We start from the raw sequence: 25762 nt of genomic DNA, 5'->3' as shown, positions 1-25762 counted from the left end.
CCAGGTCAAAGCTGGTCGTAGCCTTCGGCCAGATGCAGGTCCTTGAGCTTCACGTAGTTCGCCGCGCTGTAGGTGAAAAAGGCGCGCTCCTTGTCCGTCAGCGGGCGGATCTGCTTCACCGGGCTGCCCACATACAGGAAGCCGCTTTGCAGGTGCTTGCCCGGTGGCACCAGGCTGCCGGCACCGATGATCACGTCATCGTCGACCACGGCGCCGTCCATGACAATGCTGCCCATGCCGATCAACACCCGGCTGCCCACCGAACAGCCATGCAGCATGACCTTGTGGGCGATGGTCACGTCATCGCCGATCAGCAACGGAAAGCCATCAGGGTTGAACGGACCGGCGTGGGTGATGTGCAACACACAACCATCCTGCACGCTGGTGCGCGCGCCGATGCGGATGCGGTGCATGTCGCCACGGATCACCGTCAGCGGCCAGACCGAGCTGTCTTCGCCGATTTCGACGTCGCCGATCACCACTGCCGAGCCATCGACAAAAGCGCCTTTACCCAGCAGCGGCGTGTGGTTCTGATAATTGCGAAGGTTCACGATAGGGTTTCTCTCTGTTGCTGATAGCTGCGGTGAACGTCGATTGTAATTAAGATGGCTGCATGTTTCTCCAGCCAAGGTATCAACCGTGAGCGTGAACAACCCTCTTTTGCAGTCCTATGACCTGCCGCCGTTCTCCGCCATCCGCGCCGAACACGTACAACCGGCCATTGAACAGATCCTGGCTGACAACCGCGCCGCCATCGTCGAGATCCTGAAGACCCAGGCCAAGCAGCCAACGTGGGCCGGCCTGGTACTGGCGATGGACGAACTCAACGACCGCCTGGGTGCCGCCTGGAGCCCGGTCAGCCACCTCAATGCCGTGTGCAACAGCGCCGAACTGCGTGAAGCCTACGAGTCGTGCCTGCCTGCCTTGAGTGCCTACTCCACCGAAATGGGCCAGAACCGCGAGCTGTTCCAGGCCTTCGAAGCCCTGGCCAGCAGTCCTGAAGCCGCCGGTTTCGACGTGGCGCAGAAAACTATCCTGGAACACTCCCTGCGTGACTTCCGTCTGTCGGGTATCGACCTGCCGGAAGCCGAACAGAAACGTTACGCCGAAGTGCAGAGCAAGCTGTCGGAACTGGGCAGCCGTTTCTCCAACCAGTTGCTCGATGCCACTCAGGTGTGGACCAAGCACGTCACCGATGAAGCCGCCCTCGCCGGCCTGACCGATTCGGCCAAGGCGCAAATGGCTGCCGCGGCACAGGCCAAGGACCTGGACGGCTGGCTGATCACCCTGGAATTCCCGAGCTATTACGCAGTGATGACCTATGCCCAGGACCGCGCACTGCGCGAAGAGGTCTACGCGGCTTACTGTACCCGTGCGTCGGACCAGGGGCCGAATGCCGGCCAGAACGACAACGGCCCGGTCATGGAAGAAATCCTCGATCTGCGCCAGGAGTTGGCAAAGCTGTTGGGGTTCAGCAGTTTCTCCGAGCTGAGCCTGGCCACCAAAATGGCTGAGTCCAGCGATCAGGTGCTGAGCTTCCTGCGCGACCTGGCCAAGCGCAGCAAGCCGTTCGCCGCCCAGGATCTGGAACAGCTCAAGGCCTACGCGGCCGAGCAAGGTTGTCCGGACCTGCAAAGCTGGGACAGCGGTTTCTACGGTGAAAAACTCCGTGAACAACGTTACAGCGTGGCTCAGGAAGCCCTGCGTGCCTACTTCCCGATCGACAAGGTGCTCAGCGGCCTGTTCGCCATCGTCCAGCGCCTGTACGGCATCGAGATTGCCGAACTCAAAGGCTTCGACACCTGGCACCCGGATGTTCGCCTGTTCGAAATCAAGGAAAACGGCCAGCACGTCGGCCGCTTCTTCTTCGACCTCTACGCTCGCGCCAACAAGCGCGGTGGTGCCTGGATGGATGGCGCCCGCGACCGTCGCCGCACGGCTGGCGGCGTGCTGCAAAGCCCGGTGGCGAACCTGGTGTGCAACTTCACCCCGGCTGACAGCGGTAAACCTGCGCTGCTGACCCACGATGAAGTCACCACCCTGTTCCATGAGTTCGGTCACGGCCTGCATCACCTGCTGACCCGCGTCGAACATGCTGGCGTGTCCGGCATCAACGGTGTGGCCTGGGATGCCGTCGAACTGCCAAGTCAGTTCATGGAAAACTGGTGCTGGGAGCCGGAAGGCCTGGCGCTGATTTCCGGTCATTACGAAACCGGCGAGCCACTGCCTCAGGACCTGCTCGGGAAAATGCTCGCGGCGAAAAACTTCCAGTCCGGCCTGATGATGGTCCGCCAGCTGGAGTTCTCGCTGTTCGACTTCGAACTGCACGCGACCCATGGCGACGGCCGCAGCGTGCTGCAAGTGCTCGAAGGCGTACGCGACGAGGTCTCGGTGATGCGTCCGCCGGCCTACAACCGCTTCCCCAACAGCTTTGCGCACATCTTCGCCGGCGGTTATGCCGCGGGTTACTACAGCTATAAATGGGCTGAAGTGCTCTCGGCCGATGCGTTCTCGAAGTTTGAAGAAGAAGGCGTGCTTAACGCCGACACCGGTCGTGCCTTCCGCGAAGCAATCCTGGCCCGTGGCGGTTCCCAGGAGCCGATGGTGCTGTTCGTCGACTTCCGTGGCCGTGAGCCATCGATTGACGCACTCTTGCGCCACAGCGGCCTGAGTGAGGACGCGGCAGCATGAGTGAGGGGCCTGTGATTACGAAAAAACGCTTTATCGCCGGGGCGGTCTGCCCGGCATGCAGCGAGCCGGACAAGTTGATGATGTGGAACGAAGACCAGGTCCCGCACCGGGAGTGCGTGGCCTGCGGTTATTCCGACACACTCAATGAGCAAGGGCTGTCGGTGCCCAAGGAGTTAGGTACGCGGGTCAACACCACCGCACCCAAAGCCCCGGACACCAAGGTTCAGGCGGTCCAGTTCTTCCCGAATCCGAAGCTGAAGAAAAAGCCCGACGAACAGCACTGAGTGTAAAAAAGCCCCCGTTGCTCCATGCTACGGGGGCTTTTTTATTCGATATGAGCGGACTTGAACCAGCTCTTCATCGAGCACGCGGCAAACGGGCTGGTGCTGCAATCGCCATTGGCCAGGGCCGTGCGCAGTTTGTCGACATCGACCTGCATCATGTAGCGGATGCCGTCCTTGAAGTGGGTACTGTCACCAAAGCCGCCCTCGGTCATTTCGTTCAGGGCCTCTTCCTTACTCCAGCCCTGGATGACAACCCGGTACATGGCCGCCATCAGGCCGGTACGGTCAGAGCCGTGTTTGCAGTGCATCAGCACCGGGCCTTTGGCTTCGGCATTCTGGATGGCGCGCAAGGCCTTGAGCACATCGGCGTCATCCACATGGTTGGTGCGATAAGGCAGCTGCACTTGCGTGATGCCTGGTGTGGACAACCAACTGGAGTCCTCTTCAGGCAAAAAGTTGATCACTGTACCGACCTTGAGTTTCTCCAGCAGCGGCACCGCGTCCTTGTCCGGCAAGGCGCTGCGGTAGAGGGTTGGCGATATTTGAAAGAGGTTGTATTGCTTCTCGATCGGTTGAGCCCAATCTGCCGGACGGTGCATCGTGCTGTTGTCAGCAAATGCCGGTGTCAGGTTAACAAGTACAACGAGCGACAGGCATATTGCAGATATGAATCGTGGTAAGGGCATGCTTGAGCGACCGTTCTGAAAGGGACGGGAAGATGCTGGCAAGGATCAGCCACGCCCGGTCAAAGGCCTGTGAGAGGGCTGTCAAAGAATCGTGAAGCTGACGGGATGATGAATGTTTCATCAAGGATCGAGCCTCGCTCATTGAAAGAGCATTGTTATAGGCGACAGAAAAATCAAACCCGATCGATTATTAACTTCGACCGGACCTGATAAATAAAAATATAGTTGCCTGGACCTTTGGTTCAATATTTCGCAATGCTGGCGTACGCTTTGGCCAGAGCCAGCAGTTTTTCCTTATCATCGGAATTGATGGTCCCGTAACCATCAATATTTTTGTCGACACTGCCGATACTAAAAGACTGGCCGCCGTCGTATGAGGACGCAATCAGTGTGGTGGAGTCCAGCAAAGAGGTGGTCGCGACCGAGTTTTCTTCATCCCAGCCTTCTTCCTTGAGTGCGAACTGCATCGATACCAGTACTTCATCGGGGTCGACTACAGTCGGTCCAAGTTTTTGCAAAAATATACCGCGGCGATTAAAAAACGACATAAATAAATCCTTTTATAGAATATCGGTGTTTATGTTTTGCAGCGAAAAAAATGGTACATGCGGCTTTGTCGAAACAGCCAGGCTTTATATGTTTCTCCCGGTTGCTTCACGCAAGCGTGCATGACAAATAATCAGAAAGTGCCGAACGGCGCTGGTCGAGCGGTTTTGATCGATGTACTGTATGCACATACAGTCATTGGGTGTTTTTCATGCACACGCCATTTCCTCCCCGTGGCCGCGGCACTGCGACCAACCCGCACAACCGTTTCGCCCCCAGTCATTCGGTGGCCGAAGACGACGGCTGGTATCAGGAGGTGCCGTTTACTCATGGCACCGAGGTGCGCATTGAAACGGCGAAAACCATCATCACCCGCAACACGTCGCCGGACTTGCCCTTCGATCGCTCGATCAACCCCTATCGCGGCTGCGAGCACGGTTGCATTTATTGCTATGCGCGCCCCAGTCATGCCTATTGGGACATGTCGCCCGGACTGGATTTCGAGACAAAACTGATCGCCAAGACCAACGCCGTGGATGTGCTGGAGGAGCAGTTGTCCAAACGTGGCTATCAATGTGCACCGATCAACCTCGGCTCCAACACCGACCCGTATCAGCCGATCGAGCGCGAATACCGGATCACCCGCAAGACCCTTGAGGTGCTGCTGCGCTACCGGCACCCGGTGACCATCGTGACCAAGGGCTCGCTGATTCTTCGTGACCTGGACCTGCTGACCGAGCTCGCCAGCCAAAGACTGGTGGCGGTCATGATCAGCCTGACCACGCTGGACGACGAACTCAAGCGCATCCTCGAACCCCGCGCCGCAGCGCCCAAGGCGCGGCTGCGGGCGATCAGGGTCATGCGCGAGGCGGGTATCCCGGTCGGTGTTCTGTGTTCACCGATGATCCCGATGATCAACGACAGCGAACTCGAAAGTCTGCTCACTGAGGCCCATGCGGCCGGGGCGCAGAGTGCCGCCTACATGATGCTGCGCTTGCCGCTTGAAGTGGCGCCTCTGTTCGAGGAATGGTTGGCGACCCACTACCCTCAACGGGCGGCGCATGTGCTGAGCCTGATTCGCCAGAGCCGTGGCGGTGAACTCTACGACAGCCGCTTTGGCGCTCGAATGCGCGGCGAAGGTCCCTTCGCCGACCTGCTTGCACAGCGCTTTGCCAAAACCATCAAGCGCCTGGGGCTCAATCACCGGGAAGGCTTTGACCTGGACTGCAATGCCTTTTGTCCGCCCGGTCGCCAAATGTCGTTGATTTGAGGACAATTGGCCTATGGTTGAGTACTGAAGATCGCGCTCGCGCCTTAGGCTAGTCACGTTTTTTGTGACCTGGAACACGCATTCTAGAGCGTTTTATTCAGTTTCAATTAAGATTCGGCCGCTACCTTGTTCATCGAGTGACTGATGGGTCGAGATGTTTGGCCTGGATGTTTTTTAACCAGCCACTGGCTTCACACCGGACCACACGGGATGACTCCCTGAGCCCGCCAATGAGGATGAATTGATGAGTGACAAGGATAAACAGCCGTTGGCTGCGTCGGCTTCCGCCCAACCCGAGGCCGAAACCGCCGATGCAGCGTTGCAGCATATCGTTGACGGCTTTTTGCATTTTCATCATGAGATCTTTCCTCAGCAGGAAGAGCTCTTCAAGAAACTCGCCACGGCCCAGCGGCCACGAGCGATGTTCATCGCCTGCGCCGATTCGCGCATCGTTCCTGAACTGATCACACAAAGCTCCCCGGGCGACCTGTTCGTGACCCGTAACGTCGGCAACGTGGTGCCGCCTTACGGGCAAATGAACGGTGGTGTCTCCACGGCCATCGAGTACGCCGTACTGGCTCTGGGGGTGCATCACATCATCATTTGCGGGCATTCCGACTGCGGCGCCATGCGCGCGGTACTCAACCCGGACAGTCTGGAGAAAATGCCCACGGTCAAAGCCTGGCTGCGTCATGCCGAAGTGGCCAAGACCATGGTGCAGGAGAACTGCAACTGCTCTAACGAAAGCGAAAGCATGCACATCCTCACCGAGGAGAATGTGATCGCCCAATTGCAGCATCTGCGTACCCATCCGTCGGTTGCCTCGCGCATGGCCAACGGTCAGCTGTTTATCCACGGCTGGGTCTACAACATCGAAACCAGCGAAATCAAAGCGTACGACGCCGATCAGGGCTGTTTCCTGCCGCTCAATGGCAGCCTGCCAATTCCCGTGGCGACGCCCAAAGCGCGCTTCTAACTCCTCCTAAATCGTTGTGTGGTTTAGCCGAGGCTGCCGTTCAGGCAGCCTGGCTTTGCCATGCCTGAAGAAAACTTCGGGAGACTCACCATGCGTGCTGCTCGACTCAAAGCTGTTCTGCCACGGGAGCTGTTGGCTTCGGTGGTCGTGTTTCTGGTCGCCCTGCCCCTGTGCATGGGCATCGCCATTGCCTCGGGGTTGCCACCGGCAAAAGGTCTGATCACCGGCATCATCGGCGGTCTGGTGGTGGGCTGGTTGGCCGGCTCGCCGCTGCAAGTCAGTGGCCCGGCAGCGGGCCTGGCCGTTCTGGTATTCGAACTGGTCCGCCAACACGGTATCGCCATGCTTGGGCCCATCCTGTTACTGGCGGGTTTGCTGCAACTGGTGGCGGGTCGATTGAAGCTGGGATGCTGGTTTCGGGTGACGGCGCCTGCGGTGGTGTACGGCATGCTGGCCGGGATCGGTGTACTGATTGTCCTGTCCCAAGTGCATGTAATGCTGGATGCGGTGCCCAAACCCTCGGGTCTCGATAACCTGGCAGCCTTCCCGGCGGCGTTGGCTCAGGCATTGCCCACGTTTGGCTGGCAAGCCGGCTTGCTTGGTCTGTCGACGATTGCTGTCATGTGGCTGTGGGAAAAATTCCGTCCGCAATCCTTGCGCTTCATTCCCGGGGCGCTACTGGGTGTCGGTCTGGCCACGCTGGCCAGCCTGGTGCTGGCGTTGCAGGTCAAACGGGTTGAGGTCCCGGCCAACCTGGCAGAGGCCATCGACTGGCTGAAGCCGGTTGACCTGCTCAACCTGGCCGATCCGACATTGCTGATCGCGGCGTTTGCCGTGGCCTTTATCGCCAGCGCCGAAACTTTGCTCTCAGCCGCGGCAGTTGATCGGATGCACAGTGGTCAGCGCTCGGACTTTGACCGGGAACTGACGGCGCAAGGTATCGGCAACATGCTGTGTGGCCTGCTTGGGGCCTTGCCAATGACCGGCGTTATCGTGCGCAGTTCGGCGAATGTTCAGGCCGGAGCAACCACGCGGTTTTCGACCATATTCCACGGCCTGTGGCTGCTGGCGTTCGTACTGTTGCTCTCCAGCGTGCTGCAAAGCATTCCGGTGGCGAGCCTGGCGGGCGTGCTGGTGTACACCGGTTTCAAACTGGTGGATCTCAAGGTCTTTCGAGGGTTGGGTCGGTACGGTCGGGCGCCGATGTTCACTTACGCGGCAACCGCGTTGGCCATCGTTTTTACCGACCTGCTGACGGGTGTATTGATTGGCTTTGGCCTGACCCTGGTGAAACTGGCGCTGAAAGCCTCGCGCTTGAAGATCAGCCTGATCGACCTGCCCCGGGAAGGGGAGATGGAGTTGCGCCTGACGGGCGCGGCGACCTTCCTCAAAGTGCCGGCGCTGACCCGGGTGCTGGGCAGCATTCCGGTGGGTACGACGGTGCATGTGCCGCTCAATAACCTGAGCTACATCGATCACTCGTGTCTGGAATTGCTGGAGGAATGGGGACGAGCCAATGCGGGCAAGGGTTCGAAGCTGTTGATTGAATCGCGGGGATTGAAGCGTCGGCTTGAGGGGCGAGTGCGGACGAATACCGGCGTCGGCGCGGCTGGCTGAAGTACCTGTGTGGGAGCGGGCTTGCTCGCGAAAGCGGCGTGTCAGTCGATATCAACGTTGAATGATTGACCGCATTCGCGAGCAAGCCCGCTCCCACAGGTTTCAGGGATCAGGCAGCCGGCTGATCCAGCTCCAGGCCTACGCCCAAGCGGCGGGACATGCACGGCCAGCGTTTCCATGCGGCGCCGGTGTCCGGGCTGCTGAGCTTCTCGCGATAGGCTTCCACCGACTCCAGCGCAAAGCTTTCGTCGTTGAGCATTTCGTCCACCGCGTGATGCACCACCTCGTCCAGTTGGTTGGCGAACTCCTCACCGATCAATTGGTGAGCAATCAGGTTGGCGACAGTCATGTCCAGGGGGATCAGTGGCTGGCCGAAATGCTTGATGTACAGGTCGTTGACCTCTTCGACAAACCTGTGCGCCAGGTAGGCTTCATCCAGCAGGCTGTCGAGCCCGACGTGACCGTTCAGGACGGTCGGCGGCTGGAGGAAGTACTGTTCGGCGATTGTCAGCACCGGTTTGATCTGTAACTCAATGCCCGCTTCCCTGGCGACTTCATTGGCTGCATCCAGCAGATCGGGCACTTCTTCGATGTAGGCGGCGACAAATCGCGTCAGTACGCCGTTGGTATCGGCCTCCGGCAATTGGATCGCCGGGTGCAGATGAGGCAATTTACTTTCCAGCTGACGCGTCAGCAGGCCGGTCTCGGCTTCGTGTTGTTGGGCTTTTTGGATCTGCTCGCGCAATGCGGCGGTGTTCATGAAAACTCCAGGAAACAAGGCAATGAAATAGGGAAGACATAACTTAGCTGGCTTACGAAAAATGCTAAGACGCATTTGTCATAATTATTTCATCCTTGAGACGGCTCCGTTATATCGGTTTGCCACCACTCGTCTGCATCCTTCTCCATTCGTGCCCTGCAAAGCAAGTGAATGCTGTTTCAGATGATTTACGCCTTCGCATTGCGAGGTCAGTGGTGCTGTCTATACTCGGGTTGGAATGGAGTTAGCTGATGACGCCCGACTGCATATGCAGCAAGGCCCGGTGCTCAAGTTCGTAGTCTGATGCAGCCGCTCCCTTGCCGCAGGTGAAAGCCGGCGGGATAACAAGAACGATAAGGGGAACCCGCAATGATGCGACATCCACATGTCTGGATGGGCCTCCTGTTGTGGTCGATTTTCAGTCAGGCGCAAGCGGCCTGGACTGTGAATATGGCGCCTGGAGCGACTGAAATCAGTCACGCAGTATTCGACCTGCACATGACCATTTTCTGGATCTGTGTGGTGATCGGCATCATCGTTTTTGGTGCCATGTTCTGGTCGATGATTCTCCACCGCCGCTCGACCGGGCAGGTGGCCGCCAAATTTCATGAAAGCACCACCGTCGAAATCCTCTGGACCATCGTGCCCTTCCTGATCCTGGTGGCCATGGCGGTTCCCGCTACCGCGACCCTGATCAAAATGTACGACGCCAGCGAGCCGGAGATCGATATCCAGGTCACCGGCTACCAGTGGAAGTGGCACTACAAATACCTGGGCCAGGACGTCGAGTTCTTCAGCAACCTGACCACCCCCCAGGATCAAATCCACAACAAGGAAGCCAAGAGTGAGCACTACCTGCTCGAGGTCGACAAGCCATTGGTGCTGCCGGTCGGCACCAAAGTGCGCTTCCTGGTGACCTCCGCCGACGTGATCCACTCCTGGTGGGTGCCGGCTTTCGCGGTCAAGCGCGATGCGATACCCGGGTTCGTCAATGAAGCCTGGACCCGCATCGACAAGCCCGGCATCTACCGTGGCCAGTGCGCCGAGTTGTGCGGCAAGGATCACGGCTTCATGCCGACCGTGGTCGAGGTCAAGGAAAAGGCCGATTACGAAAAATGGCTGGCCGATCGCAAGGTCGAGGCCGCGCAGCTCAAAGAGCTGACCAGCAAGGAATGGACCCTCGACGAGCTCAAGGAGCGCGGCGACAAGGTCTATCACACCACTTGCGTGGCCTGTCACCAGGCCGAAGGCCAGGGTCTGCCGCCGATGTTCCCGGCACTCAAGGGCTCGAAAATCGCCACCGGACCGAAAGCAGATCACCTGAGCATTGTCTTCCACGGCAAGCCTGGCACTTCCATGGCCGCGTTCGGCAAACAGCTCTCGGAAGTCGATATCGCAGCAGTCGTGACCTATGAACGTAACGCCTGGGGCAACAACAAGGGCGACATGGTCACGCCAAAAGAAGTGCTGGAGCTGAAACAGGCGGAAAGCAAATGACCCGGTCTATTGCGCACGTAAGGAACCGGTCGGGGCTACGCACCCCGGCCTGCCCAGCCCATCTGTTTGCAGGAGACAGGACATGACTGCTGTAATCGATGAACATGTTCATACCGCCACCGACCACGCCCACGGCCCCGCCAAAGGCCTGATGCGCTGGGTGCTGACCACCAACCACAAGGACATCGGCACCCTGTACCTGTGGTTTGCGTTTTCCATGTTCCTGCTTGGCGGTTCGTTCGCGATGGTGATTCGCGCCGAGCTGTTCCAGCCGGGGCTGCAGATCGTCCAGCCGGAATTCTTCAACCAGATGACCACCATGCACGGTCTGGTGATGGTCTTCGGTGCGGTGATGCCGGCCTTCGTCGGCCTCGCCAACTGGATGATCCCGCTGATGATCGGCGCGCCGGACATGGCCCTGCCGCGGATGAACAACTTCAGCTTCTGGCTGTTGCCGGCGGCGTTCCTGCTACTGGTTTCGACCCTGTTCACCTCCGGTGGCGGGCCGAACTTTGGCTGGACGTTCTACGCGCCGCTGTCGACGACCTACGCACCGGAAAGCGTGACCTTCTTCATCTTCGCCATTCACTTGATGGGGATCAGCTCGATCATGGGGGCGATCAACGTGATCGCCACCATCCTCAACCTGCGCGCCCCCGGCATGACGCTGATGAAAATGCCGCTGTTCGTCTGGACCTGGCTGATCACGGCGTTCCTGCTGATCGCGGTGATGCCGGTGCTGGCGGGCTGCGTGACCATGATGCTGATGGACATCCACTTCGGCACCAGCTTTTTCAGCGCCGCCGGTGGCGGTGACCCGGTGCTGTTCCAGCACGTGTTCTGGTTCTTCGGCCACCCCGAGGTGTACATCATGATCCTGCCGGCCTTCGGTGCCGTCAGCTCGATCATTCCGGCGTTCTCGCGCAAGCCGCTGTTCGGCTATACCTCGATGGTCTATGCCACGGCGAGTATCGCGTTCCTGTCGTTCATTGTCTGGGCGCATCACATGTTCGTGGTCGGCATTCCGCTGGTGGGCGAGCTGTTCTTCATGTACGCCACTCTGCTGATTGCGGTGCCAACGGGCGTGAAGGTATTCAACTGGGCCAGTACCATGTGGCAGGGCTCGCTGACGTTCGAGACACCGATGCTGTTTGCCGTTGCGTTCGTGATCCTGTTCTCCATTGGCGGTTTCTCCGGATTGATGCTGGCCATCGCCCCGGCGGACTTCCAGTACCAGGACACCTACTTCGTGGTCGCGCACTTCCATTACGTGCTGGTACCGGGGGCGATCTTCGGGATCTTCGCCTCGGCCTACTACTGGTTGCCGAAATGGACCGGCCACATGTACGACGAAACCCTCGGCAAGCTGCATTTCTGGCTGTCGTTCATCGGCATGAACCTGGCCTTTTTCCCTATGCACTTTGTGGGTCTGGCGGGCATGCCGCGACGGATTCCGGACTACAACCTGCAGTTCGCCGACTTCAACATGGTGTCGTCGATCGGCGCATTCATGTTCGGGGCCACGCAGATCTTCTTCCTGTTCATCGTGATCAAGACCATTCGCGGCGGCGCGCCAGCACCGGCCAAACCGTGGGATGGGGCTGAAGGCCTGGAGTGGAGCATCCCGTCGCCGGCGCCGTATCACACCTTCACCACGCCGCCGGAAGTGAAATGAACGCCTGCCCCTTTGTAGGAGCGAGCTCGCTCGCGATGGTCGTCAACGATAACGCTGGAAGCCTGATACCCCGCGGCGTTCTCAGGTTTTTCGCGAGCGAGCTCGCTCCTACAGGGGTTGGCGTAGAGGTTTGCAATCATGGCTGACTCGATTTCAATGAAGAAACTGGTCACGCGCCTGCTGACGGTGGTGGTGGCAATGTTTGTGTTCGGGTTTGCGCTGGTGCCGATCTACGACGTGATGTGCAGGGCCTTCGGCATCAATGGCAAGACCGCCGGGCAGTACGAGGGGGAGCAGACGGTCGACACCTCGCGGCAGGTGCGTGTGCAGTTTCTGTCGACCAATACCGCCGATATGCCGTGGGATTTTTACCCCAAGCATGACGAACTGACCGCTAACCCGGGGGCGGTGAACGAGATGATCTTCATCGCCCACAACCCCACCGATAAACCAATGAGTGCCCAGGCCGTGCCGAGCATCGCGCCAAGCACCGCGGCGGCGTACTTCCACAAGACCGAATGTTTCTGCTTTACCCAGCAAGTGCTGCAGCCCGGTCAACGGATCGAGATGCCGGTACGTTTCATCGTTGACCGTGACATGCCCAAGGATGTGAAGCACCTGACGCTGTCTTACACGCTGTTCGATATCACCGCCCGACATCCACCGGTAGCTGTAAACACTGGCGGCTGAGCGTGCCCGATAAGGAGAACAATAAATGGCAACTCATGAGCATTATTACGTACCGGCCCAGAGCAAATGGCCAATCATCGCCACGGTCGGCATGTTCGTCACGGTGTTTGGCCTGGCCACCTGGTTCAATGATCTGAAAGCAGCGCGTCCGGAATCCCACGGGCCACTGATCTTTTTCGTCGGCGGGTTACTGCTGGCCTACATGCTGTTCGGTTGGTTCGGTACGGTGATCAAGGAAAGTCGCGGCGGCTTGTACAGCGCGCAAATGGATCGCTCGTTCCGCTGGGGCATGAGCTGGTTCATTTTCTCGGAGGTGATGTTCTTCATCGCTTTTTTCGGCGCACTGTTTTATGTGCGTCACATCTCCGGGCCGGCGCTTGGCGGTGAAGGCGCCCAAGGCATCACGCACATGCTGTGGCCGAACTTCCAGTTCACCTGGCCGCTGCTGGACAACCCCGACTCGAAACTGTTTCCGCCACCAAAAGAGGTCATCAGCCCCTGGGGTCTGCCGCTGCTCAACACCGTGTTGCTGGTGAGCTCCAGTGTGACTGTGACCATCGCCCATCACGCCTTGAAAAAGGGCCATCGCGGCGCACTGAAACTCTGGCTGGCGCTCACCGTAGTGTTGGGCTGTGCATTCCTCATTTTCCAGGCCGAAGAGTACATGCACGCCTACCGCGAACTGGGTCTGACCTTGGGTTCGGGCATCTACGGCGCGACCTTCTTCATGCTCACCGGGTTCCACGGCGCTCACGTGACCATCGGCACCATCATCCTGTTCGTGATGCTGATGCGGGTCATGCGCGGGCACTTCGACAGCGAGCACCAGTTCGGCTTCGAAGCGGCGAGCTGGTACTGGCACTTCGTGGATGTGGTGTGGATCGGGTTGTTCGTTTTCGTCTATGTGCTTTGAAGCAGCTTGAAACTAAAAGCTTGAAGCTTTGAGCTACCACGGCACGTGGGACACCAGCTGGCCGCTGAAAAACCCCCAGGTGATCAGGCCGAGGGTAATGGCGGCCAGCGTGACACGCACACTCAAGGCAATGACGAGGCGGTTTGAGCGGCTGTCGTCCTTGACCAGAAAAAACAGGCCGCTGAACAGGCTGACAACCGTGGCAATCAGCATCAGGACGATGGCTGCTTTGAGCATGGTGGGACTCCGGGGGGACAAGCGATGCACTTGAGTATAGCTATCGCGATGACCGACTTTCTGGCAATGCCATGAAGCGCTTTCGGCCGGGTATCGTGCCAACGCTGGTGGTCGCGCTGTTGCTGCCGCTACTGGTGTCCCTGGGGTTCTGGCAATTGAGCCGGGGCGCGGAGAAAAGCGCGCTGCTGCACACCTACGCCGAGCGCAGGGCCGCCGAGCCGATGGCCAGCACCGAGCTGCAATACACCGCTGACCCGGCTTTCCGCCGGGTTCGCCTGCACGGCCGCTTCGATGCCGAACACAGCCTGCTGCTCGACAACAGTCAACGTAACGGCAGGGTCGGCGTCGAGCTGTTGCAACCCTTTCATGATCAGGCCAGCGGGCTCTGGCTGCTGGTCAATCGCGGCTGGCTGCCCTGGCCGGAACGCCGCACACCCGTGCAATTCAAGACACCTGCCGAGGCAGTCAGCCTCGACGCGTGGGTCTACGTCTCCCCCGGTGCACCATTTCAGTTGCATGCAGACCCGGCGACAGCGACGTGGCCGAAGCTGATTACGGCCGTTGAACCGGCCAGTCTCTGGAAGACGCTGAACCGCGAAGGCTTTGCCTTTGAGCTACGCGCCGAAACCGCTCCGGCCACCTATCAGGCCGACTGGCCGGTGGTCGCCACGGGCCCGGAAAAACACATCGCTTATGCCGTGCAGTGGTTCGCCATGGCGATCGCCCTGTTCGGTCTTTATCTCTATCTCGGCTGGCACAACGCAAAGGAGAAACACCATGGGAGCGGCCATGAATCCACCCAGCATGTCTGAGGCGAAACCTTCGGTGAACCGGCGCAAGGGGCGTATGCAACTGCTGCTGATCCTGCTCGGGGTGATCGGTCCGATGATCCTTGCCACCGGTATGTACAAGCTGAATTTCTGGGTGCCCGAGGGCCGCAGTTATCACGGCGAACTGATCGGCAACGGTCAGACCCGCGCGGACATCGGCGTGCAGGCCCAGGAAGAGCGTTGGCAGATCCTGGTGACCGCGCCCAAGGATTGCGCGGTGGACTGCCAGCAACTGGTGTACCTGGCGCGGCAGATCCAGATCGGCCTCGGTCGCGATGCGTCCCGTGCCAGCCATGCATTGGCCGCCGCGCAGGCGCTGAACAGCGATTACGAGACTAAACTTCAACGCGAGTACCCGCAGTTGCAACGCTATCCACTGGACTTGCCCGCCTACACAAAAGGCGCTCAGAGCAATGACGTGCCGCACCTGTGGATCATCGACCCCCACGGCAATCTGGTGCTGCGCTACGACCCGTCGGTGAAGGGCAAGGACCTGCTGAACGATCTGCGCCACCTGCTGAAACTGTCGAACATCGGATAAGGGCATCGTCATGGCCAAGCCTGGATTTCGCCTCGCGTTGTTTGCCACCTTGCTGGCACTGATCGTGGTATTGCTCGGCGCCTACACCCGCCTGACCCACGCCGGCCTCGGCTGCCCGGACTGGCCTGGCTGCTACGGTTTCATCAGCGTGCCGAAAAGCGAAGCCCAGCTGGCCCATGCCGAATTGCATTTCCCGGACGCTCCGGTCGAGGCCCACAAGGGCTGGAACGAGATGATCCACCGCTACTTCGCTGGCACGCTGGGCGTGTTGATCGCGGTGTTGGCCGGTCGTGCGTGGTTGCATCGCCGTCATCCGGGGCAACCGGTGAAGTTGCCATTGTTTCTGTTGGCGGTGGTCTTCGGCCAAGCCGCGTTCGGCATGTGGACGGTAACGCTCAAGCTCTGGCCGCAGGTGGTCACCGGGCATTTGCTTGGCGGCTTCGCGACCTTGAGCCTGTTGTTTCTGCTGACCTTGCGCCTGTCCGGCGTACTGCCGGCGCTGACCGTGCCACGACGTCTGCAACACTGGGCGACGGCGGGGCTGTTGCTGGTGATCGGGCAAATCGCCCTCGGTGGCTGGGTCAGTTCCAACTACGCCGCCGTGGCCTGCATCGACTTTCCGACCTGTCACGGCCAGTGGTTGCCGCCCGCCGACTTCGCCAATGGCTTTCATCTGACCCAACACATCGGCCCGAATTACCTCGGCGGGCAACTGGACAGCGACGCCCGTACGGCCATCCACCTGACCCATCGCATCGGCGCCTTGCTGGTCACCCTGGTGTTGCTTGGTCTGGCCTGGCAATTGAAGGTGGTCGGCATGACGCGCCTGGCAGGCCTGGTGCTGATCGCCCTTGGCGCACAAATCACTTTGGGCATCAGCAACGTGCTATTTCATCTGCCGCTGCCGCTGGCCGTCGCACATAACGCGGGCGGCGCGGCGCTGTTGCTGACCATGGTGCTGGTCAATTACCACGCCCGAACCAGTCTGGTCCGGGTCAAGCAAGCACGCTGGCACTTCAGCCCGCGTAAACACTCAGCCGGGCCCATAACAATAAAAGGAGAGATGCCATGGCGATTCTGATCGGCGAACGTCCCAGTCAGGCGATCTGGCGTGACTACCTGGAACTGACAAAGCCCAAAGTCGTGGTGCTGATGCTCATCACGTCACTGGTGGGGATGTTCCTCGCGACCCGTGCCGGGGTGCCCTGGACGGTGCTGGTGTTCGGCAACCTGGGCATCGCCCTGTGTGCCGGTGGCGCCGCGGCGGTCAATCATGTGGTGGACCGGCGCATCGACGCGGTGATGGCGCGCACCCACAAACGGCCGCTCGCCGAAGGCCGGATATCTCCGACCGCCGCGCTGACGTTCGCGCTGGTGTTGGCGGCTCTCGGGCAAGCCATGCTGCTGGCGTTTACCAACCCGCTGACCGCGTGGCTGACCCTCGCCTCGCTGCTTGGCTATGCGGTGATCTACACCGGATTCCTCAAGCGTGCGACCCCGCAGAACATCGTCATCGGCGGTCTGGCCGGTGCCGCGCCGCCCTTGCTCGGCTGGACTGCCGCCACCGGTCACGTCAGCGCCGAACCGCTGCTGCTGGTGCTGATCATCTTCGCCTGGACCCCGCCGCACTTCTGGGCGTTGGCGATCCATCGCAAGGAGGAATACGCCAAGGCCGACATCCCGATGCTGCCGGTCACCCATGGCGAGCACTACACCAAGATTCATATCCTGCTGTATACCTTTGCGCTGCTCGCCGTCAGCCTGATGCCCTACGTGATCCACATGAGCGGTATGCTCTATCTGGTCTGCGCGCTCGGGCTGGGCGCGCGCTTTCTGCAATGGGCCGTGGTGTTGTACCGTGGCACTCGGCCGCACGCGGCGATCAACACGTTCAAGTACTCTATTTACTACTTGTTCCTGCTGTTTATCGCCCTGCTCGTAGACCACTACTTACTGTTGAACCTATGACTCGAACCCAGAAAACCGTCTTCATCCTCGTCGCCCTGGTCGCACTGATCCTGGGCCTGACCGTCAACAAGGTACTGTCCGGGAAAGACCAGGGCGACCCGACGGCGCTGATCGACGCCGGTATCATTTTGCTGCCGCAGAGCCGCAATCTGCCGGACGTGACGTTGACCAATCAGGACGGCCAGCCGGTCGCGATCAATGAATTGAAGGGTAAGTGGAGCCTGCTGTTCTTCGGCTACACCTTCTGCCCGGACGTCTGCCCGACCACCCTCGCCCAGCTGCGACAGATCAAGAGCGAGTTGCCGCCCGAGGCGGTGGATAAGTTGCAGATCGTGCTGGTCAGCGTCGACCCCCATCGCGACACGCCCCAGCAGCTCAAGCAGTACCTGGGCTACTTTGACCCGCAGTTTGTCGGCCTGACGCCAAAGTCGACCGATGAATTGCAAAAGGTCTCCAACGCGGTGAGCATTCCGTTCATTCCGGCGGACACCAACAAGCCAAACTACACGGTCGACCACAGTGGCAACCTCGCGGTGATCGGGCCGGATGGCACGCAGCGCGGCTTCATCCGGGCGCCGTTGAACAACGCGAAGCTGGTGGCGCAGTTGCCGGTGATGCTCAAGCGTAATTAAGTGACACAAAACCCTGTGGGAGCGGGCTTGCTCGCGAAGGCGGTGGTTCAGCCGACATTGATAGTGGCTGACACACCGCTTTCGCGAGCAAGCCCGCTCCCACAGGGGTCTAAATTTCAAGGCACAAAAAAGGGGACGCACTTGGCGTCCCCTGTTTCGTTTCCGCAGTTCAATCAGAACGCCGGCACTACCGCGCCTTTGTACTTCTCGAGGATGAAGGCCTTCACTTCCGGGCTGTGCAAAGCTGCAACCAGCTTCTTCATCGCCTCGCTGTCCTTGTCATCCGGGCGAGCCACCAGGATGTTCACGTACGGCGAGTCGTTGCCTTCGATGACCAGCGCGTCCTTGGCCGGATCGAGCTTGGCTTCCAGCGCGTAGTTGGTGTTGATCAGCGCCAGGTCGACCTGGGTCAGCACGCGCGGGATGGTCGCGGCTTCCAGTTCGCGGATTTTCAGGTCCTTGGTGTTCTCGGTGATGTCCTTCACGGTCGACAGGATGTTGTTCGAATCCTTCAACTTGATCAGCCCGGCCTTGGCCATTAGCAACAGTGCACGGCCGCCGTTGGTGGCGTCGTTCGGGATCACCACGTTGGCGCCGCCAGGCAGTTCAGCGAGGGTCTTGTACTTGCTGGAGTAAGCGCCCAGGGGTTCCAGGTGCACGCCGGCGACGGAGACCAGGTTTGTGCTCTTGGCCTTGTTGAACTCATCCAGGTACGGCTGGTGCTGGAAGAAGTTGGCGTCCAGGCGCTTTTCCGCGACTTGCACGTTCGGCTGGATGTAGTCAGTGAAGACCTTGACCTTCAGGTCCACGCCTTCTTTGGCCAGGGTCGGCTTCACGAATTCGAGGATCTCGGCGTGTGGCACCGGGGTGGCTGCGACGGTCAGGGTGTCAGCCGCGTGGGCCGAGAATGCGGCAACGGCAGCGAAGGCGACGAGTAGTTTTTTCATTCAGCTAACTCCTTGTGAGGCGCCCGTTTGGCGCCTGCCAGCGAATGGCCGGCTCATGTCTTACTTACGGGAAAAGTGGACGACCAACTTGTCGCCAACGGTTTGTAGTACCTGGACCAGGACCAGCAGCAACACCACCGTCACGACCATCACATCGGTCTGGAAACGCTGGTAACCGAAGCGGATCGCCAGGTCACCCAGACCACCGGCGCCGACAACACCCGCCATCGCCGTGTAGGACACCAGTGTAATTGCGGTCACCGTAATCGCCGCGAAAATGCCCGGACGAGCCTCAGGCAGCAACGCATTGGTGATGATCTGTCGCGTGGTCGCACCCATGGCCTGGGTGGCTTCGATGATGCCGCGGTCCACTTCACGCAGGGCGGTTTCCACCAGGCGCGCGAAAAACGGCGTGGCGCCCACCACCAGCGGCGGGATCGCACCGGCAACACCGAGGGACGTGCCGGTGATCAACACGGTGAACGGAATCATCACGATCAACAGGATGATGAACGGCAGCGAACGCAGAATGTTCACCACCAGCGACAACATCGCGTAGACGCCTTTGGCTTCCAGCAACTGGCGTGGGCTGCAGAGGAATAGCAGCACGCCCAGCGGCAAGCCGAGCAGCACGGTGAACAACAGCGAACCGCCGAGCATCAGCAAAGTGTCGCCGGTGGCCAGCCAGATTTCGAGCCAGTCGATATTGGCGAAGAAACTTGTCAGGGCTTCCATTAGCGCAGCACCTCCATGTGGACGTCGGCTGCGGTGAAGCGGGCGAACGCCGCTTCCATGTCACCGCCGGTCACGGCCAGGGTCAGTTGCCCGTAAGGGACGTCTTTGATGCGGTCGATACGACCGGCCAGGATGCTGTAGTCCACCCCGGTTTCCCGGGCGACGGTGCCCAGCAACGGTGCGTAGGTCGCATCGCCCTGGAAGGTCAGACGCACGATGCGTCCCGGTACGTGAGCGAAGTCGTCACGCTGTTCGCTTTCGTCGATCTGCTCGTCTTCCTGCACAAAGCGTTTGGTGGTCGGGTGCTTCGGATGCAGGAACACCTCGGCCACCGAGCCTTGCTCGACGATCATGCCGGCGTCCATCACGGCCACCTGGTCGCAGACCCGGCGGATCACGTCCATTTCGTGGGTGATCAACACGATGGTCAGTTTCAGCTCGCGATTGATCTCGGCCAGCAATTGCAGGACCGATGCGGTGGTTTGCGGGTCGAGGGCGCTGGTGGCTTCATCGCACAGCAGGATTTTTGGCTTGGTCGCCAGGGCGCGGGCAATGCCGACACGCTGCTTTTGCCCGCCGGACAATTGCGCCGGGTACTTTTTCGCGTGGTCGGACAAACCGACCCGCGCCAGCAACTCGGCCACGCGCGAATCGATCTCGCTGCGCGACAGTTCGCCGGCCAGGGTCAGTGGCAGTGCGACGTTGTCGGCGACGGTCTTGGAGGCCAGCAGGTTGAAGTGCTGGAAAATCATCCCGACCTGCTGACGGAAGCGGCGCAGGCCGTTGGCGTCGAGCGCGGTGACTTCTTCACCGTCGACGGTGATCTTGCCGCCACTGGCGTTTTCCAGGCGATTGATCAGACGCAGCAGGGTACTTTTTCCTGCGCCGGAATGACCGATCAAGCCGAAAACCTGCCCGTTCTCAATCGTCAGACTGGTCGGATGCAGCGCGGGGATTTCCTTACCGGCGACGCGGTAGGTTTTATGGACGTTTTGAAACTCGATCACGTAGCGAACCTTGTGGGGCGCGTTAGAAAAGGGTCAGCGGTTAGCCGGGCGCGCATTTTAGCCTGTCCGTATAGAGGTTCTTAGCATTTATTTCGCATTTGTCCTGTCATTTGGCAATAACGCGATCAAAGGTCAGAAAAAAGGAACGGCTGAATAAGCTCGTCAGTCACTACTTAGGCCACTGGAATATGCCTGAGGAGTTCACGCCTGATGAGTACCAAGAAGCCTGCCGCCACCAAGAGCGTCCTGGCCGGGACCGATACCCCGGACCGCCACAACACCAATGCCAAGCTCGACAGCCTGAAAGCATTTCGCTCCGATGCCACTGAGCAGGCCTTGCGCACCAACCAGGGCGTGAAGGTGGCGGACAACCAGAACACCCTGAAGGCCGGGCCCCGCGGGCCGTCGCTGCTGGAAGATTTCATCATGCGTGAAAAGATCACGCATTTTGATCACGAGCGTATTCCCGAACGCATCGTTCACGCTCGCGGCACCGGCGCCCACGGTTATTTCCAGAGCTATGAAAACCACTCGGTGCTGACCAAGGCCGGTTTCCTGCAGGACCCCGCGAAGAAAACGCCGGTGTTCGTGCGCTTTTCCACGGTACAGGGGCCGCGAGGGTCAGGCGATACCGTGCGTGATGTACGGGGTTTCGCCGTGAAGTTCTTCACCGACGAAGGCAACTTCGACCTGGTGGGCAATAACATGCCGGTGTTTTTCATACAGGATGCGATCAAGTTTCCCGACTTCGTGCACGCGGTCAAACCCGAGCCGCATAACGAGATCCCTACCGGTGGCTCGGCCCACGACACCTTCTGGGACTTCGTTTCGTTGGTGCCGGAGTCGGCGCACATGGTGATGTGGGCAATGTCCGACCGGGCAATCCCGAAAAGCCTGCGCAGCATGCAGGGCTTCGGCGTGCACACCTTTCGCCTGATCAATGCCGAGGGCAAGTCGCGCTTCGTCAAATTCCACTGGCGCCCTACGGCCGGCACTTGCTCCCTGGTGTGGGACGAAGCGCAGAAGCTTGCGGGAAAGGACGCCGACTACCATCGGCGTGATCTGTGGGAGTCGATTGAGATCGGCGACTACCCGGAATGGGAGTTGGGGGTGCAGGTCATCGAAGAAGAAAATGAACACGCCTTCGATTTCGACATTCTCGACCCGACCAAGCTGATCCCCGAAGAACTGGTGCCCATCACGCCGTTGGGCAAGATGGTGCTGAACCGCAACCCGGACAACTTCTTCGCCGAAACCGAGCAGGTTGCCTTCTGCCCCGGGCATATCGTTCCGGGGATCGATTTCTCCAACGACCCCCTGCTGCAAGGTCGATTGTTTTCCTACACCGACACGCAAATCAGCCGACTCGGCGGGCCGAACTTTCACGAAATCCCGATCAACCGTCCGGTCTCACTGTTCCACAACGGTCAGCGGGATGCGCAACACCGCACCACCATCGACAAGGGACGTGCGTCTTATGAGCCGAACTCCATCGATGGCGGCTGGCCAAAGGAAACGCCTGTTTCGGCGCAGGATGGAGGATTCGAGAGTTATCCGGAGCGCATCGACGCCAACAAGATTCGCCAGCGCAGCGAGTCGTTCGCTGACCACTTCTCCCAGGCTCGTTTGTTTTTCCACAGCATGAGTGAGCATGAACGGGAGCACATCATCTCGGCCTACAGCTTTGAATTGGGCAAGGTTGAGCGTGAGGCGATCCGCGCCCGGGAAGTGAACGAAATTCTCGCCAATATCGATCTGGAGTTGGCCAAGCGCGTGGCGCAGAACCTTGGATTGCCTGCGCCGGCTCAAGGAACCGTCGAGGTACGCAAAACCGCACCGGATCACTCTCCGGCATTGAGCCAGGCCAATCTGTTGCCGGAGAACATCAAGACGCGAAAAGTCGCGATTCTGGCGGCCAATGGCGTTGATAGCGCCGCGATTGATGCGATGAAAAAAGCGCTTGCAGTGCAGGGCGCTCACGCGAAGTTACTGGGGCCGACCTCTGCACCCGTGAAAACCGCCGATGGCAAAACCCAGGCGGTCGATGCTTCGATGGAGGGCTCGCCGTCGGTGGCATTCGACGCGGTGTTCGTGCCGGGCGGAGCCGCGTCGATCAAGGCGCTGAGTACAGACGGCGTGGCGTTGCATTACCTGCTGGAGGCGTACAAGCATCTGAAGGCTATCGCCTTGCAGGGTGAAGCGAAGCAGTTGCTGGATGTATTGAAGCTGGAGGCTGATGCGGGATTGATCGTGGGGACGGATGCGAAGTTGATCAAAGGGTTTTTTGCCGCGATCGGACAGCATCGGGTTTGGGACAGGGAGGCGAAGGCCAGGGCGATTCCGGCCTGAACATGTTTATTGCCAGAAAGGCCGCCTTCGCGAGCAAGCCCGCTCCCACACGAGTCCTGTGGCGGGCACAGATCCAATGTGGGAGCGGGCTTGCTCGCGAAGCTTTTTAAGGTTTACGCGGACTCAGAACCATCTGCGCCGGAACACTGCGCAAAATCTGTCGCTCCAGCTTCAGGTCAAACTCGGGATCGAGCTTGTTCACCCGTTTTGTCAGCAATGTCGCCAGCCAAGGGTAATCATCGGTGCGTGGAGCCTGAATGCTCACCTCGCACTGAAAATTCACCACATCGGCGGCGATGGCATCCAGTTGGCGACGCAGTTTGCCCATATCGTTGATATTCAGCGCGACCGTGGTGCTTTCAGCCGTCAGATCGATGACTTTGGCTTTTGGCTTGGCTTCGGCAGCTTTCAGGGCCGCTTCGGCTTTTTCCAGCTCGGCCTTGCGTGCCTGGGCAATCGAGCCGTTGACTCCGCCGGTCAGTGCCGGAGCCTTGGGCATCAACGCGCGGGCACGGCTCAGGGCGGTTGCAGCGGCATCCACATCACCTTTTTGCAGCACGATCTGGCTGCGGCGCAGATAGGCTTCGGCCAGTTGCCGCTGGTACTGCTCAAGGGATGCATCGTTGGGCGATTCGGCCTGCAAGGCCGCCAATTGGTCTTCGGCGGTGGCCAGTTCATCGCTGGCGATGTTTTGTTCCAGCTGTACGATGGCCGTGGCTCGCGCATTGGCGGCCTCGGTGGCCGCCGGTGGCGTGCTTTGGCAGGCGCCCAGCAGCAAAGAAAATGCGACAAGGAGCAGATAACGGGAGGCGAACGACTTCATTCCTGCGACTCTCTATTTGCGCAAAAAACGAGCAAGTCTACACCCCTCGGCGGGGCAGAACAAAACTCAGCAGAAACAGCGCGGCGGCTGCCACCACAATCGACGGGCCGGCCGGGGTGTCCTTGAACCAGGACAACGCCAGCCCGCCACACACGGCGAGTATGCCCAGCAGGCTCGCGCCCAGTGCCATCTGCTCCGGCGAGCGGGCGTGACGTTGTGCCGCCGCCGCCGGGATGATCAGCAACGAAGTGATCAGTAGCACGCCGACGATTTTCATCGCCACGGCAATCACAACGGCGATCAACAACATCAGCGCCAGGCGCAATCCGGCCACCGGAAGGCCTTCGACCCTGGCCAGTTCTTCATGCACCGTGATCGCCAGCAATGGCCGCCACAATGCAACCAGCAAGGCCAGCACGGCCGCACTGCCGCCAAGAATCCAGGCCAGATCGGTTGGACTGATTGCCAGCAGATCGCCGAACAGATAGGCCATCAGGTCGATCCGCACTTCGTGCATGAAGCTTAGTACCACCAGGCCCAGTGAGAGCGTGCTGGGTGCGAGAATTCCCAAAAGCGTGTCGGATGCCAAGGGCTGGCGTTGTTGCAAGGTCACCAGTAACACCGCCAACAGCAAGCAGCCGACGGTCACGGCAACCGTCGGGCTGACGTCCAGCAGGAAGCCCAAGGCCACGCCGAGCAATGCCGCGTGGGACAGGGTGTCGCCAAAATAAGCCATGCGTCGCCAGACCACGAAAGACCCCAACGGGCCTGCGACAACGGCCAGTGCCAGACCTGCAAGCAGGGCGTAGAGCAGAAAATCAGCCATGCTTGCAGCCATCTCCGTGAACATGGGGTTGTCCCGATGCGGGCGCCTTGACCACTGAGCCGTGCAAGTCGTGGGCGTGGTCGTGATGGTGGTGATAAATCGCCAGGCTTTGTGCGTTTTTTCCGAACAGCTCGACGAACGCCGGATCGCCGCTGACCTGCTCGGGATGGCCTGAACAGCAGACGTGACGATTGAGGCAAACCACTTGATCCGTGGTGCTCATCACCAGATGCAAATCGTGGGAGACCATCAGCACGCCGCAACCGTGACGGTCGCGCAGGCGGGTGATCAGGCTGTACAGCTCAGCCTGGCCGGCCACGTCGACACCCTGTACCGGTTCGTCGAGTACCAGCAACTCCGGTTCGCGCAACAAGGCCCGGGCCAGTAGCACGCGTTGCATTTCACCACCGGAAACGCTTTGCACCGGACTGTCGATGACCTGCTCGGCACCGACTTCCTTGAGTGCCGCCAAGGCCATCGCACGGTCTACGCCCGGCACCAGGCGCAGGAAGCGCAGCACCGACAGCGGCAGGGTCGGGTCGACATGGAGTTTCTGCGGCATGTAGCCGACCCGCAGTTTGGGCTTGCGCCAGACGTTGCCGCTGTCCGGTTTCAACAGGCCGAGCACGGCACGTACCAGTGTGGTTTTGCCGGCGCCGTTGGGGCCGATCAGTGTCACGATCTGCCCAGGCTCGACACTCAGCTCAATGTTGTCCAGCACCGGTTGCCCGGCGAACGTGACGGCAACCTGCTCTAGACGGATCAGCGCGTTGCTCATCAAGCCCCCTGGCAACCCGAGCACAGACCGACCACTTCGACGGTCTGGCCTTCGACGATAAACCCGACATCCCTGGCGCTGGCGATGATCGCGTCGCTGATGGATTTTTGCTCGAGCTCGATGGCGGCGTGGCACACACGGCAGATCAGGAACTGACCCTGGTGTGCATGTTCCGGGTGATTGCAGCCGATAAAGGCGTTGAGCGAGGAAATCCGATGGACCAGGCCGTTTTCCAGCAGGAAATCCAGCGCGCGGTACACCGTCGGTGGCGCAGCGCGGCGACCGTCCTGCTCGCTGAGAACCGCAAGAATGTCGTAGGCACCCAGCGGCTTGTGGCTTTGCCACACCAGTTCCAGCACCCGCCGGCGCAATGCGGTCAGGCGCAGGCCTTGACGAGCGCACAGGGCATCGGCCTCGGACAAAGCGCTGTGAACGCAATGCGAGTGGTCGTGGGGGCGGCTGGCAATCGGTGTTTTTAGCATGA

Annotated in this window: 27 protein-coding genes; 15 read left to right on the top strand and 12 right to left on the bottom strand. The window is 59.9% G+C overall.

Annotated features, from left to right (window positions below; translation table 11 throughout):
• Window positions 1–5 precede the first annotated feature (5 nt).
• Window positions 6–551 carry a gamma carbonic anhydrase family protein gene (locus AC3WN7_RS18310; RefSeq protein WP_102674481.1) on the bottom strand — a complete coding sequence of 182 codons (546 nt, stop codon included), beginning with the start codon at window positions 549–551 and terminating at the stop codon, window positions 6–8.
• Window positions 552–639: 88 nt separating this feature from the next.
• Between AC3WN7_RS18310 and prlC the strand changes: the two genes are divergently transcribed.
• Together prlC and AC3WN7_RS18300 are read left to right on the top strand one after the other, a co-directional pair.
• Window positions 640–2691 (top strand): oligopeptidase A, encoded by a 2052-nt coding sequence (gene prlC, locus AC3WN7_RS18305; protein ID WP_102674482.1) that lies wholly within the window; start codon window positions 640–642, stop codon window positions 2689–2691.
• A complete protein-coding gene (locus AC3WN7_RS18300; protein WP_007969831.1) occupies window positions 2688–2975 on the top strand; it encodes a YheV family putative zinc ribbon protein in 288 nt (95 codons plus the stop codon). The genes prlC and AC3WN7_RS18300 overlap by 4 nt, the downstream gene beginning before the upstream one ends.
• Window positions 2976–3016: 41 nt before the next feature.
• Here AC3WN7_RS18300 and AC3WN7_RS18295 read toward each other — a convergent pair whose 3' ends face one another.
• Together AC3WN7_RS18295 and AC3WN7_RS18290 are read right to left on the bottom strand one after the other, a co-directional pair.
• Window positions 3017–3661, bottom strand: a complete 645-nt coding sequence (locus AC3WN7_RS18295) for a dual specificity protein phosphatase family protein (RefSeq protein ID WP_173862093.1) — start codon at window positions 3659–3661, stop codon at window positions 3017–3019.
• A 242-nt stretch (window positions 3662–3903) separates the two neighbouring features.
• A complete protein-coding gene (locus tag AC3WN7_RS18290; RefSeq protein WP_102674484.1) occupies window positions 3904–4209 on the bottom strand; it encodes a hypothetical protein in 306 nt (101 codons plus the stop codon).
• Between the two features lie 209 nt (window positions 4210–4418).
• Between AC3WN7_RS18290 and AC3WN7_RS18285 the strand changes: the two genes are divergently transcribed.
• The 3 genes from AC3WN7_RS18285 to AC3WN7_RS18275 all read left to right on the top strand — a co-directional run bounded on the left by AC3WN7_RS18285 (window position 4419) and on the right by AC3WN7_RS18275 (window position 8070).
• Window positions 4419–5477, top strand: coding sequence for a PA0069 family radical SAM protein (locus AC3WN7_RS18285; protein ID WP_102674485.1), 1059 nt, complete (start codon window positions 4419–4421; stop codon window positions 5475–5477).
• A 244-nt stretch (window positions 5478–5721) separates the two neighbouring features.
• On the top strand, window positions 5722–6453 hold the full coding sequence (locus tag AC3WN7_RS18280) for a carbonic anhydrase (RefSeq protein WP_007969824.1): 732 nt from the start codon (window positions 5722–5724) through the stop codon (window positions 6451–6453).
• A gap of 90 nt (window positions 6454–6543) precedes the next feature.
• A complete protein-coding gene (locus tag AC3WN7_RS18275; protein ID WP_095967868.1) occupies window positions 6544–8070 on the top strand; it encodes a SulP family inorganic anion transporter in 1527 nt (508 codons plus the stop codon).
• Between the two features lie 109 nt (window positions 8071–8179).
• Here the strand turns inward: AC3WN7_RS18275 and AC3WN7_RS18270 are convergent, their stop codons facing one another.
• Window positions 8180–8830 (bottom strand): hypothetical protein, encoded by a 651-nt coding sequence (locus AC3WN7_RS18270; RefSeq protein ID WP_095967867.1) that lies wholly within the window; start codon window positions 8828–8830, stop codon window positions 8180–8182.
• A 369-nt stretch (window positions 8831–9199) separates the two neighbouring features.
• Here AC3WN7_RS18270 and coxB point away from each other — a divergent pair, with 369 nt between their 5' ends.
• From coxB to AC3WN7_RS18250, 4 genes are all read left to right on the top strand, one after another.
• Window positions 9200–10327 (top strand): cytochrome c oxidase subunit II, encoded by a 1128-nt coding sequence (gene coxB / locus AC3WN7_RS18265; RefSeq protein WP_102674486.1) that lies wholly within the window; start codon window positions 9200–9202, stop codon window positions 10325–10327.
• Window positions 10328–10409: 82 nt separating this feature from the next.
• The gene (gene ctaD, locus AC3WN7_RS18260) at window positions 10410–12002 is read left to right on the top strand and encodes a cytochrome c oxidase subunit I (protein WP_102674487.1); all 1593 of its coding nucleotides are present in this window, start codon (window positions 10410–10412) and stop codon (window positions 12000–12002) included.
• Between the two features lie 138 nt (window positions 12003–12140).
• Window positions 12141–12692, top strand: coding sequence for a cytochrome c oxidase assembly protein (locus tag AC3WN7_RS18255; RefSeq protein WP_095967864.1), 552 nt, complete (start codon window positions 12141–12143; stop codon window positions 12690–12692).
• A gap of 25 nt (window positions 12693–12717) precedes the next feature.
• Entirely contained in the window at window positions 12718–13605 is an 888-nt protein-coding gene (locus tag AC3WN7_RS18250; protein ID WP_095967863.1) for a cytochrome c oxidase subunit 3, read from the top strand.
• 33 nt (window positions 13606–13638) lie between these two features.
• On the opposite strand, the gene AC3WN7_RS18245 is transcribed toward AC3WN7_RS18250, so the two are convergent.
• Window positions 13639–13842, bottom strand: a complete 204-nt coding sequence (locus AC3WN7_RS18245) for a twin transmembrane helix small protein (RefSeq protein ID WP_008045798.1) — start codon at window positions 13840–13842, stop codon at window positions 13639–13641.
• 71 nt (window positions 13843–13913) lie between these two features.
• On the opposite strand from AC3WN7_RS18245, the gene AC3WN7_RS18240 reads away from it, so the two are divergent.
• The 5 genes from AC3WN7_RS18240 to AC3WN7_RS18220 are packed head-to-tail and all read left to right on the top strand — an operon-like array spanning window position 13914 to window position 17813.
• Window positions 13914–14654, top strand: a complete 741-nt coding sequence (locus AC3WN7_RS18240) for an SURF1 family protein (protein WP_095967862.1) — start codon at window positions 13914–13916, stop codon at window positions 14652–14654.
• Window positions 14620–15213 (top strand): PA_0111/PP_0108 family redox-active disulfide protein, encoded by a 594-nt coding sequence (locus tag AC3WN7_RS18235; protein WP_102674501.1) that lies wholly within the window; start codon window positions 14620–14622, stop codon window positions 15211–15213. The genes AC3WN7_RS18240 and AC3WN7_RS18235 overlap by 35 nt, the downstream gene beginning before the upstream one ends.
• Before the next feature lie 10 nt (window positions 15214–15223).
• The gene (locus AC3WN7_RS18230) at window positions 15224–16294 is read left to right on the top strand and encodes a COX15/CtaA family protein (protein ID WP_095967860.1); all 1071 of its coding nucleotides are present in this window, start codon (window positions 15224–15226) and stop codon (window positions 16292–16294) included.
• Window positions 16282–17181, top strand: coding sequence for a heme o synthase (gene cyoE, locus AC3WN7_RS18225; protein ID WP_015092898.1), 900 nt, complete (start codon window positions 16282–16284; stop codon window positions 17179–17181). Before AC3WN7_RS18230 ends, cyoE begins: the two co-directional genes overlap by 13 nt.
• The gene (locus AC3WN7_RS18220) at window positions 17178–17813 is read left to right on the top strand and encodes an SCO family protein (protein WP_095967859.1); all 636 of its coding nucleotides are present in this window, start codon (window positions 17178–17180) and stop codon (window positions 17811–17813) included. The genes cyoE and AC3WN7_RS18220 overlap by 4 nt, the downstream gene beginning before the upstream one ends.
• Window positions 17814–17986: 173 nt before the next feature.
• Here AC3WN7_RS18220 and AC3WN7_RS18215 read toward each other — a convergent pair whose 3' ends face one another.
• The 3 genes from AC3WN7_RS18215 to AC3WN7_RS18205 are packed head-to-tail and all read right to left on the bottom strand — an operon-like array spanning window position 17987 to window position 20502.
• Entirely contained in the window at window positions 17987–18760 is a 774-nt protein-coding gene (locus AC3WN7_RS18215; protein ID WP_102674488.1) for a MetQ/NlpA family ABC transporter substrate-binding protein, read from the bottom strand.
• Between the two features lie 60 nt (window positions 18761–18820).
• The gene (locus tag AC3WN7_RS18210) at window positions 18821–19495 is read right to left on the bottom strand and encodes a methionine ABC transporter permease (RefSeq protein ID WP_008018443.1); all 675 of its coding nucleotides are present in this window, start codon (window positions 19493–19495) and stop codon (window positions 18821–18823) included.
• Window positions 19495–20502, bottom strand: a complete 1008-nt coding sequence (locus AC3WN7_RS18205) for a methionine ABC transporter ATP-binding protein (RefSeq protein WP_015092901.1) — start codon at window positions 20500–20502, stop codon at window positions 19495–19497. The genes AC3WN7_RS18210 and AC3WN7_RS18205 overlap by 1 nt, the downstream gene beginning before the upstream one ends.
• Before the next feature lie 210 nt (window positions 20503–20712).
• Between AC3WN7_RS18205 and katE the strand changes: the two genes are divergently transcribed.
• On the top strand, window positions 20713–22851 hold the full coding sequence (katE, locus tag AC3WN7_RS18200; protein ID WP_102674489.1) for a catalase HPII: 2139 nt from the start codon (window positions 20713–20715) through the stop codon (window positions 22849–22851).
• 106 nt (window positions 22852–22957) lie between these two features.
• Here katE and AC3WN7_RS18195 read toward each other — a convergent pair whose 3' ends face one another.
• The 4 genes from AC3WN7_RS18195 to zur are packed head-to-tail and all read right to left on the bottom strand — an operon-like array spanning window position 22958 to window position 25760.
• Window positions 22958–23674, bottom strand: a complete 717-nt coding sequence (locus AC3WN7_RS18195; RefSeq protein ID WP_095967856.1) for a PA5502 family lipoprotein — start codon at window positions 23672–23674, stop codon at window positions 22958–22960.
• 37 nt (window positions 23675–23711) lie between these two features.
• Complete coding sequence (gene znuB, locus AC3WN7_RS18190; protein WP_015092904.1) at window positions 23712–24500, bottom strand: zinc ABC transporter permease subunit ZnuB; 789 nt, start codon at window positions 24498–24500, stop codon at window positions 23712–23714.
• Window positions 24493–25278 carry a zinc ABC transporter ATP-binding protein ZnuC gene (gene znuC, locus AC3WN7_RS18185; RefSeq protein ID WP_095967855.1) on the bottom strand — a complete coding sequence of 262 codons (786 nt, stop codon included), beginning with the start codon at window positions 25276–25278 and terminating at the stop codon, window positions 24493–24495. Before znuC ends, znuB begins: the two co-directional genes overlap by 8 nt.
• A complete protein-coding gene (gene zur, locus AC3WN7_RS18180; RefSeq protein WP_007969799.1) occupies window positions 25278–25760 on the bottom strand; it encodes a zinc uptake transcriptional repressor Zur in 483 nt (160 codons plus the stop codon). The genes znuC and zur overlap by 1 nt, the downstream gene beginning before the upstream one ends.
• Window positions 25761–25762 lie beyond the last annotated feature (2 nt).

Source organism: Pseudomonas sp. FW305-70 (genome assembly GCF_058783925.1).
The sequence above is the reverse complement of the archived record's forward strand: the minus strand, read 5'-3'. Positions and strand labels throughout refer to the sequence as shown.

Bases quoted from the DNA above. Each gene is read 5' to 3' on its own strand.
- AC3WN7_RS18285 (WP_102674485.1), top strand. From the start codon at position 4,419: ATGCACACGCCATTTCCTCCCCGTGGCCGCGGCACTGCGACCAACCCG.
- AC3WN7_RS18210 (WP_008018443.1), bottom strand. From the start codon at position 19,495: ATGGAAGCCCTGACAAGTTTCTTCGCCAATATCGACTGGCTCGAAATC.
- AC3WN7_RS18245 (WP_008045798.1), bottom strand. From the start codon at position 13,842: ATGCTCAAAGCAGCCATCGTCCTGATGCTGATTGCCACGGTTGTCAGC.
- AC3WN7_RS18270 (WP_095967867.1), bottom strand. From the start codon at position 8,830: ATGAACACCGCCGCATTGCGCGAGCAGATCCAAAAAGCCCAACAACAC.
- AC3WN7_RS18300 (WP_007969831.1), top strand. From the start codon at position 2,688: ATGAGTGAGGGGCCTGTGATTACGAAAAAACGCTTTATCGCCGGGGCG.
- zur (WP_007969799.1), bottom strand. From the start codon at position 25,760: ATGCTAAAAACACCGATTGCCAGCCGCCCCCACGACCACTCGCATTGC.
- AC3WN7_RS18255 (WP_095967864.1), top strand. From the start codon at position 12,141: ATGGCTGACTCGATTTCAATGAAGAAACTGGTCACGCGCCTGCTGACG.
- AC3WN7_RS18230 (WP_095967860.1), top strand. From the start codon at position 15,224: ATGGCCAAGCCTGGATTTCGCCTCGCGTTGTTTGCCACCTTGCTGGCA.
- AC3WN7_RS18280 (WP_007969824.1), top strand. From the start codon at position 5,722: ATGAGTGACAAGGATAAACAGCCGTTGGCTGCGTCGGCTTCCGCCCAA.
- AC3WN7_RS18275 (WP_095967868.1), top strand. From the start codon at position 6,544: ATGCGTGCTGCTCGACTCAAAGCTGTTCTGCCACGGGAGCTGTTGGCT.
- AC3WN7_RS18250 (WP_095967863.1), top strand. From the start codon at position 12,718: ATGGCAACTCATGAGCATTATTACGTACCGGCCCAGAGCAAATGGCCA.
- AC3WN7_RS18240 (WP_095967862.1), top strand. From the start codon at position 13,914: ATGAAGCGCTTTCGGCCGGGTATCGTGCCAACGCTGGTGGTCGCGCTG.
- AC3WN7_RS18220 (WP_095967859.1), top strand. From the start codon at position 17,178: ATGACTCGAACCCAGAAAACCGTCTTCATCCTCGTCGCCCTGGTCGCA.
- AC3WN7_RS18235 (WP_102674501.1), top strand. From the start codon at position 14,620: ATGGGAGCGGCCATGAATCCACCCAGCATGTCTGAGGCGAAACCTTCG.
- znuB (WP_015092904.1), bottom strand. From the start codon at position 24,500: ATGGCTGATTTTCTGCTCTACGCCCTGCTTGCAGGTCTGGCACTGGCC.
- AC3WN7_RS18195 (WP_095967856.1), bottom strand. From the start codon at position 23,674: ATGAAGTCGTTCGCCTCCCGTTATCTGCTCCTTGTCGCATTTTCTTTG.
- AC3WN7_RS18295 (WP_173862093.1), bottom strand. From the start codon at position 3,661: ATGCCCTTACCACGATTCATATCTGCAATATGCCTGTCGCTCGTTGTA.
- AC3WN7_RS18290 (WP_102674484.1), bottom strand. From the start codon at position 4,209: ATGTCGTTTTTTAATCGCCGCGGTATATTTTTGCAAAAACTTGGACCG.
- ctaD (WP_102674487.1), top strand. From the start codon at position 10,410: ATGACTGCTGTAATCGATGAACATGTTCATACCGCCACCGACCACGCC.
- AC3WN7_RS18215 (WP_102674488.1), bottom strand. From the start codon at position 18,760: ATGAAAAAACTACTCGTCGCCTTCGCTGCCGTTGCCGCATTCTCGGCC.
- znuC (WP_095967855.1), bottom strand. From the start codon at position 25,278: ATGAGCAACGCGCTGATCCGTCTAGAGCAGGTTGCCGTCACGTTCGCC.
- coxB (WP_102674486.1), top strand. From the start codon at position 9,200: ATGATGCGACATCCACATGTCTGGATGGGCCTCCTGTTGTGGTCGATT.
- katE (WP_102674489.1), top strand. From the start codon at position 20,713: ATGAGTACCAAGAAGCCTGCCGCCACCAAGAGCGTCCTGGCCGGGACC.
- cyoE (WP_015092898.1), top strand. From the start codon at position 16,282: ATGGCGATTCTGATCGGCGAACGTCCCAGTCAGGCGATCTGGCGTGAC.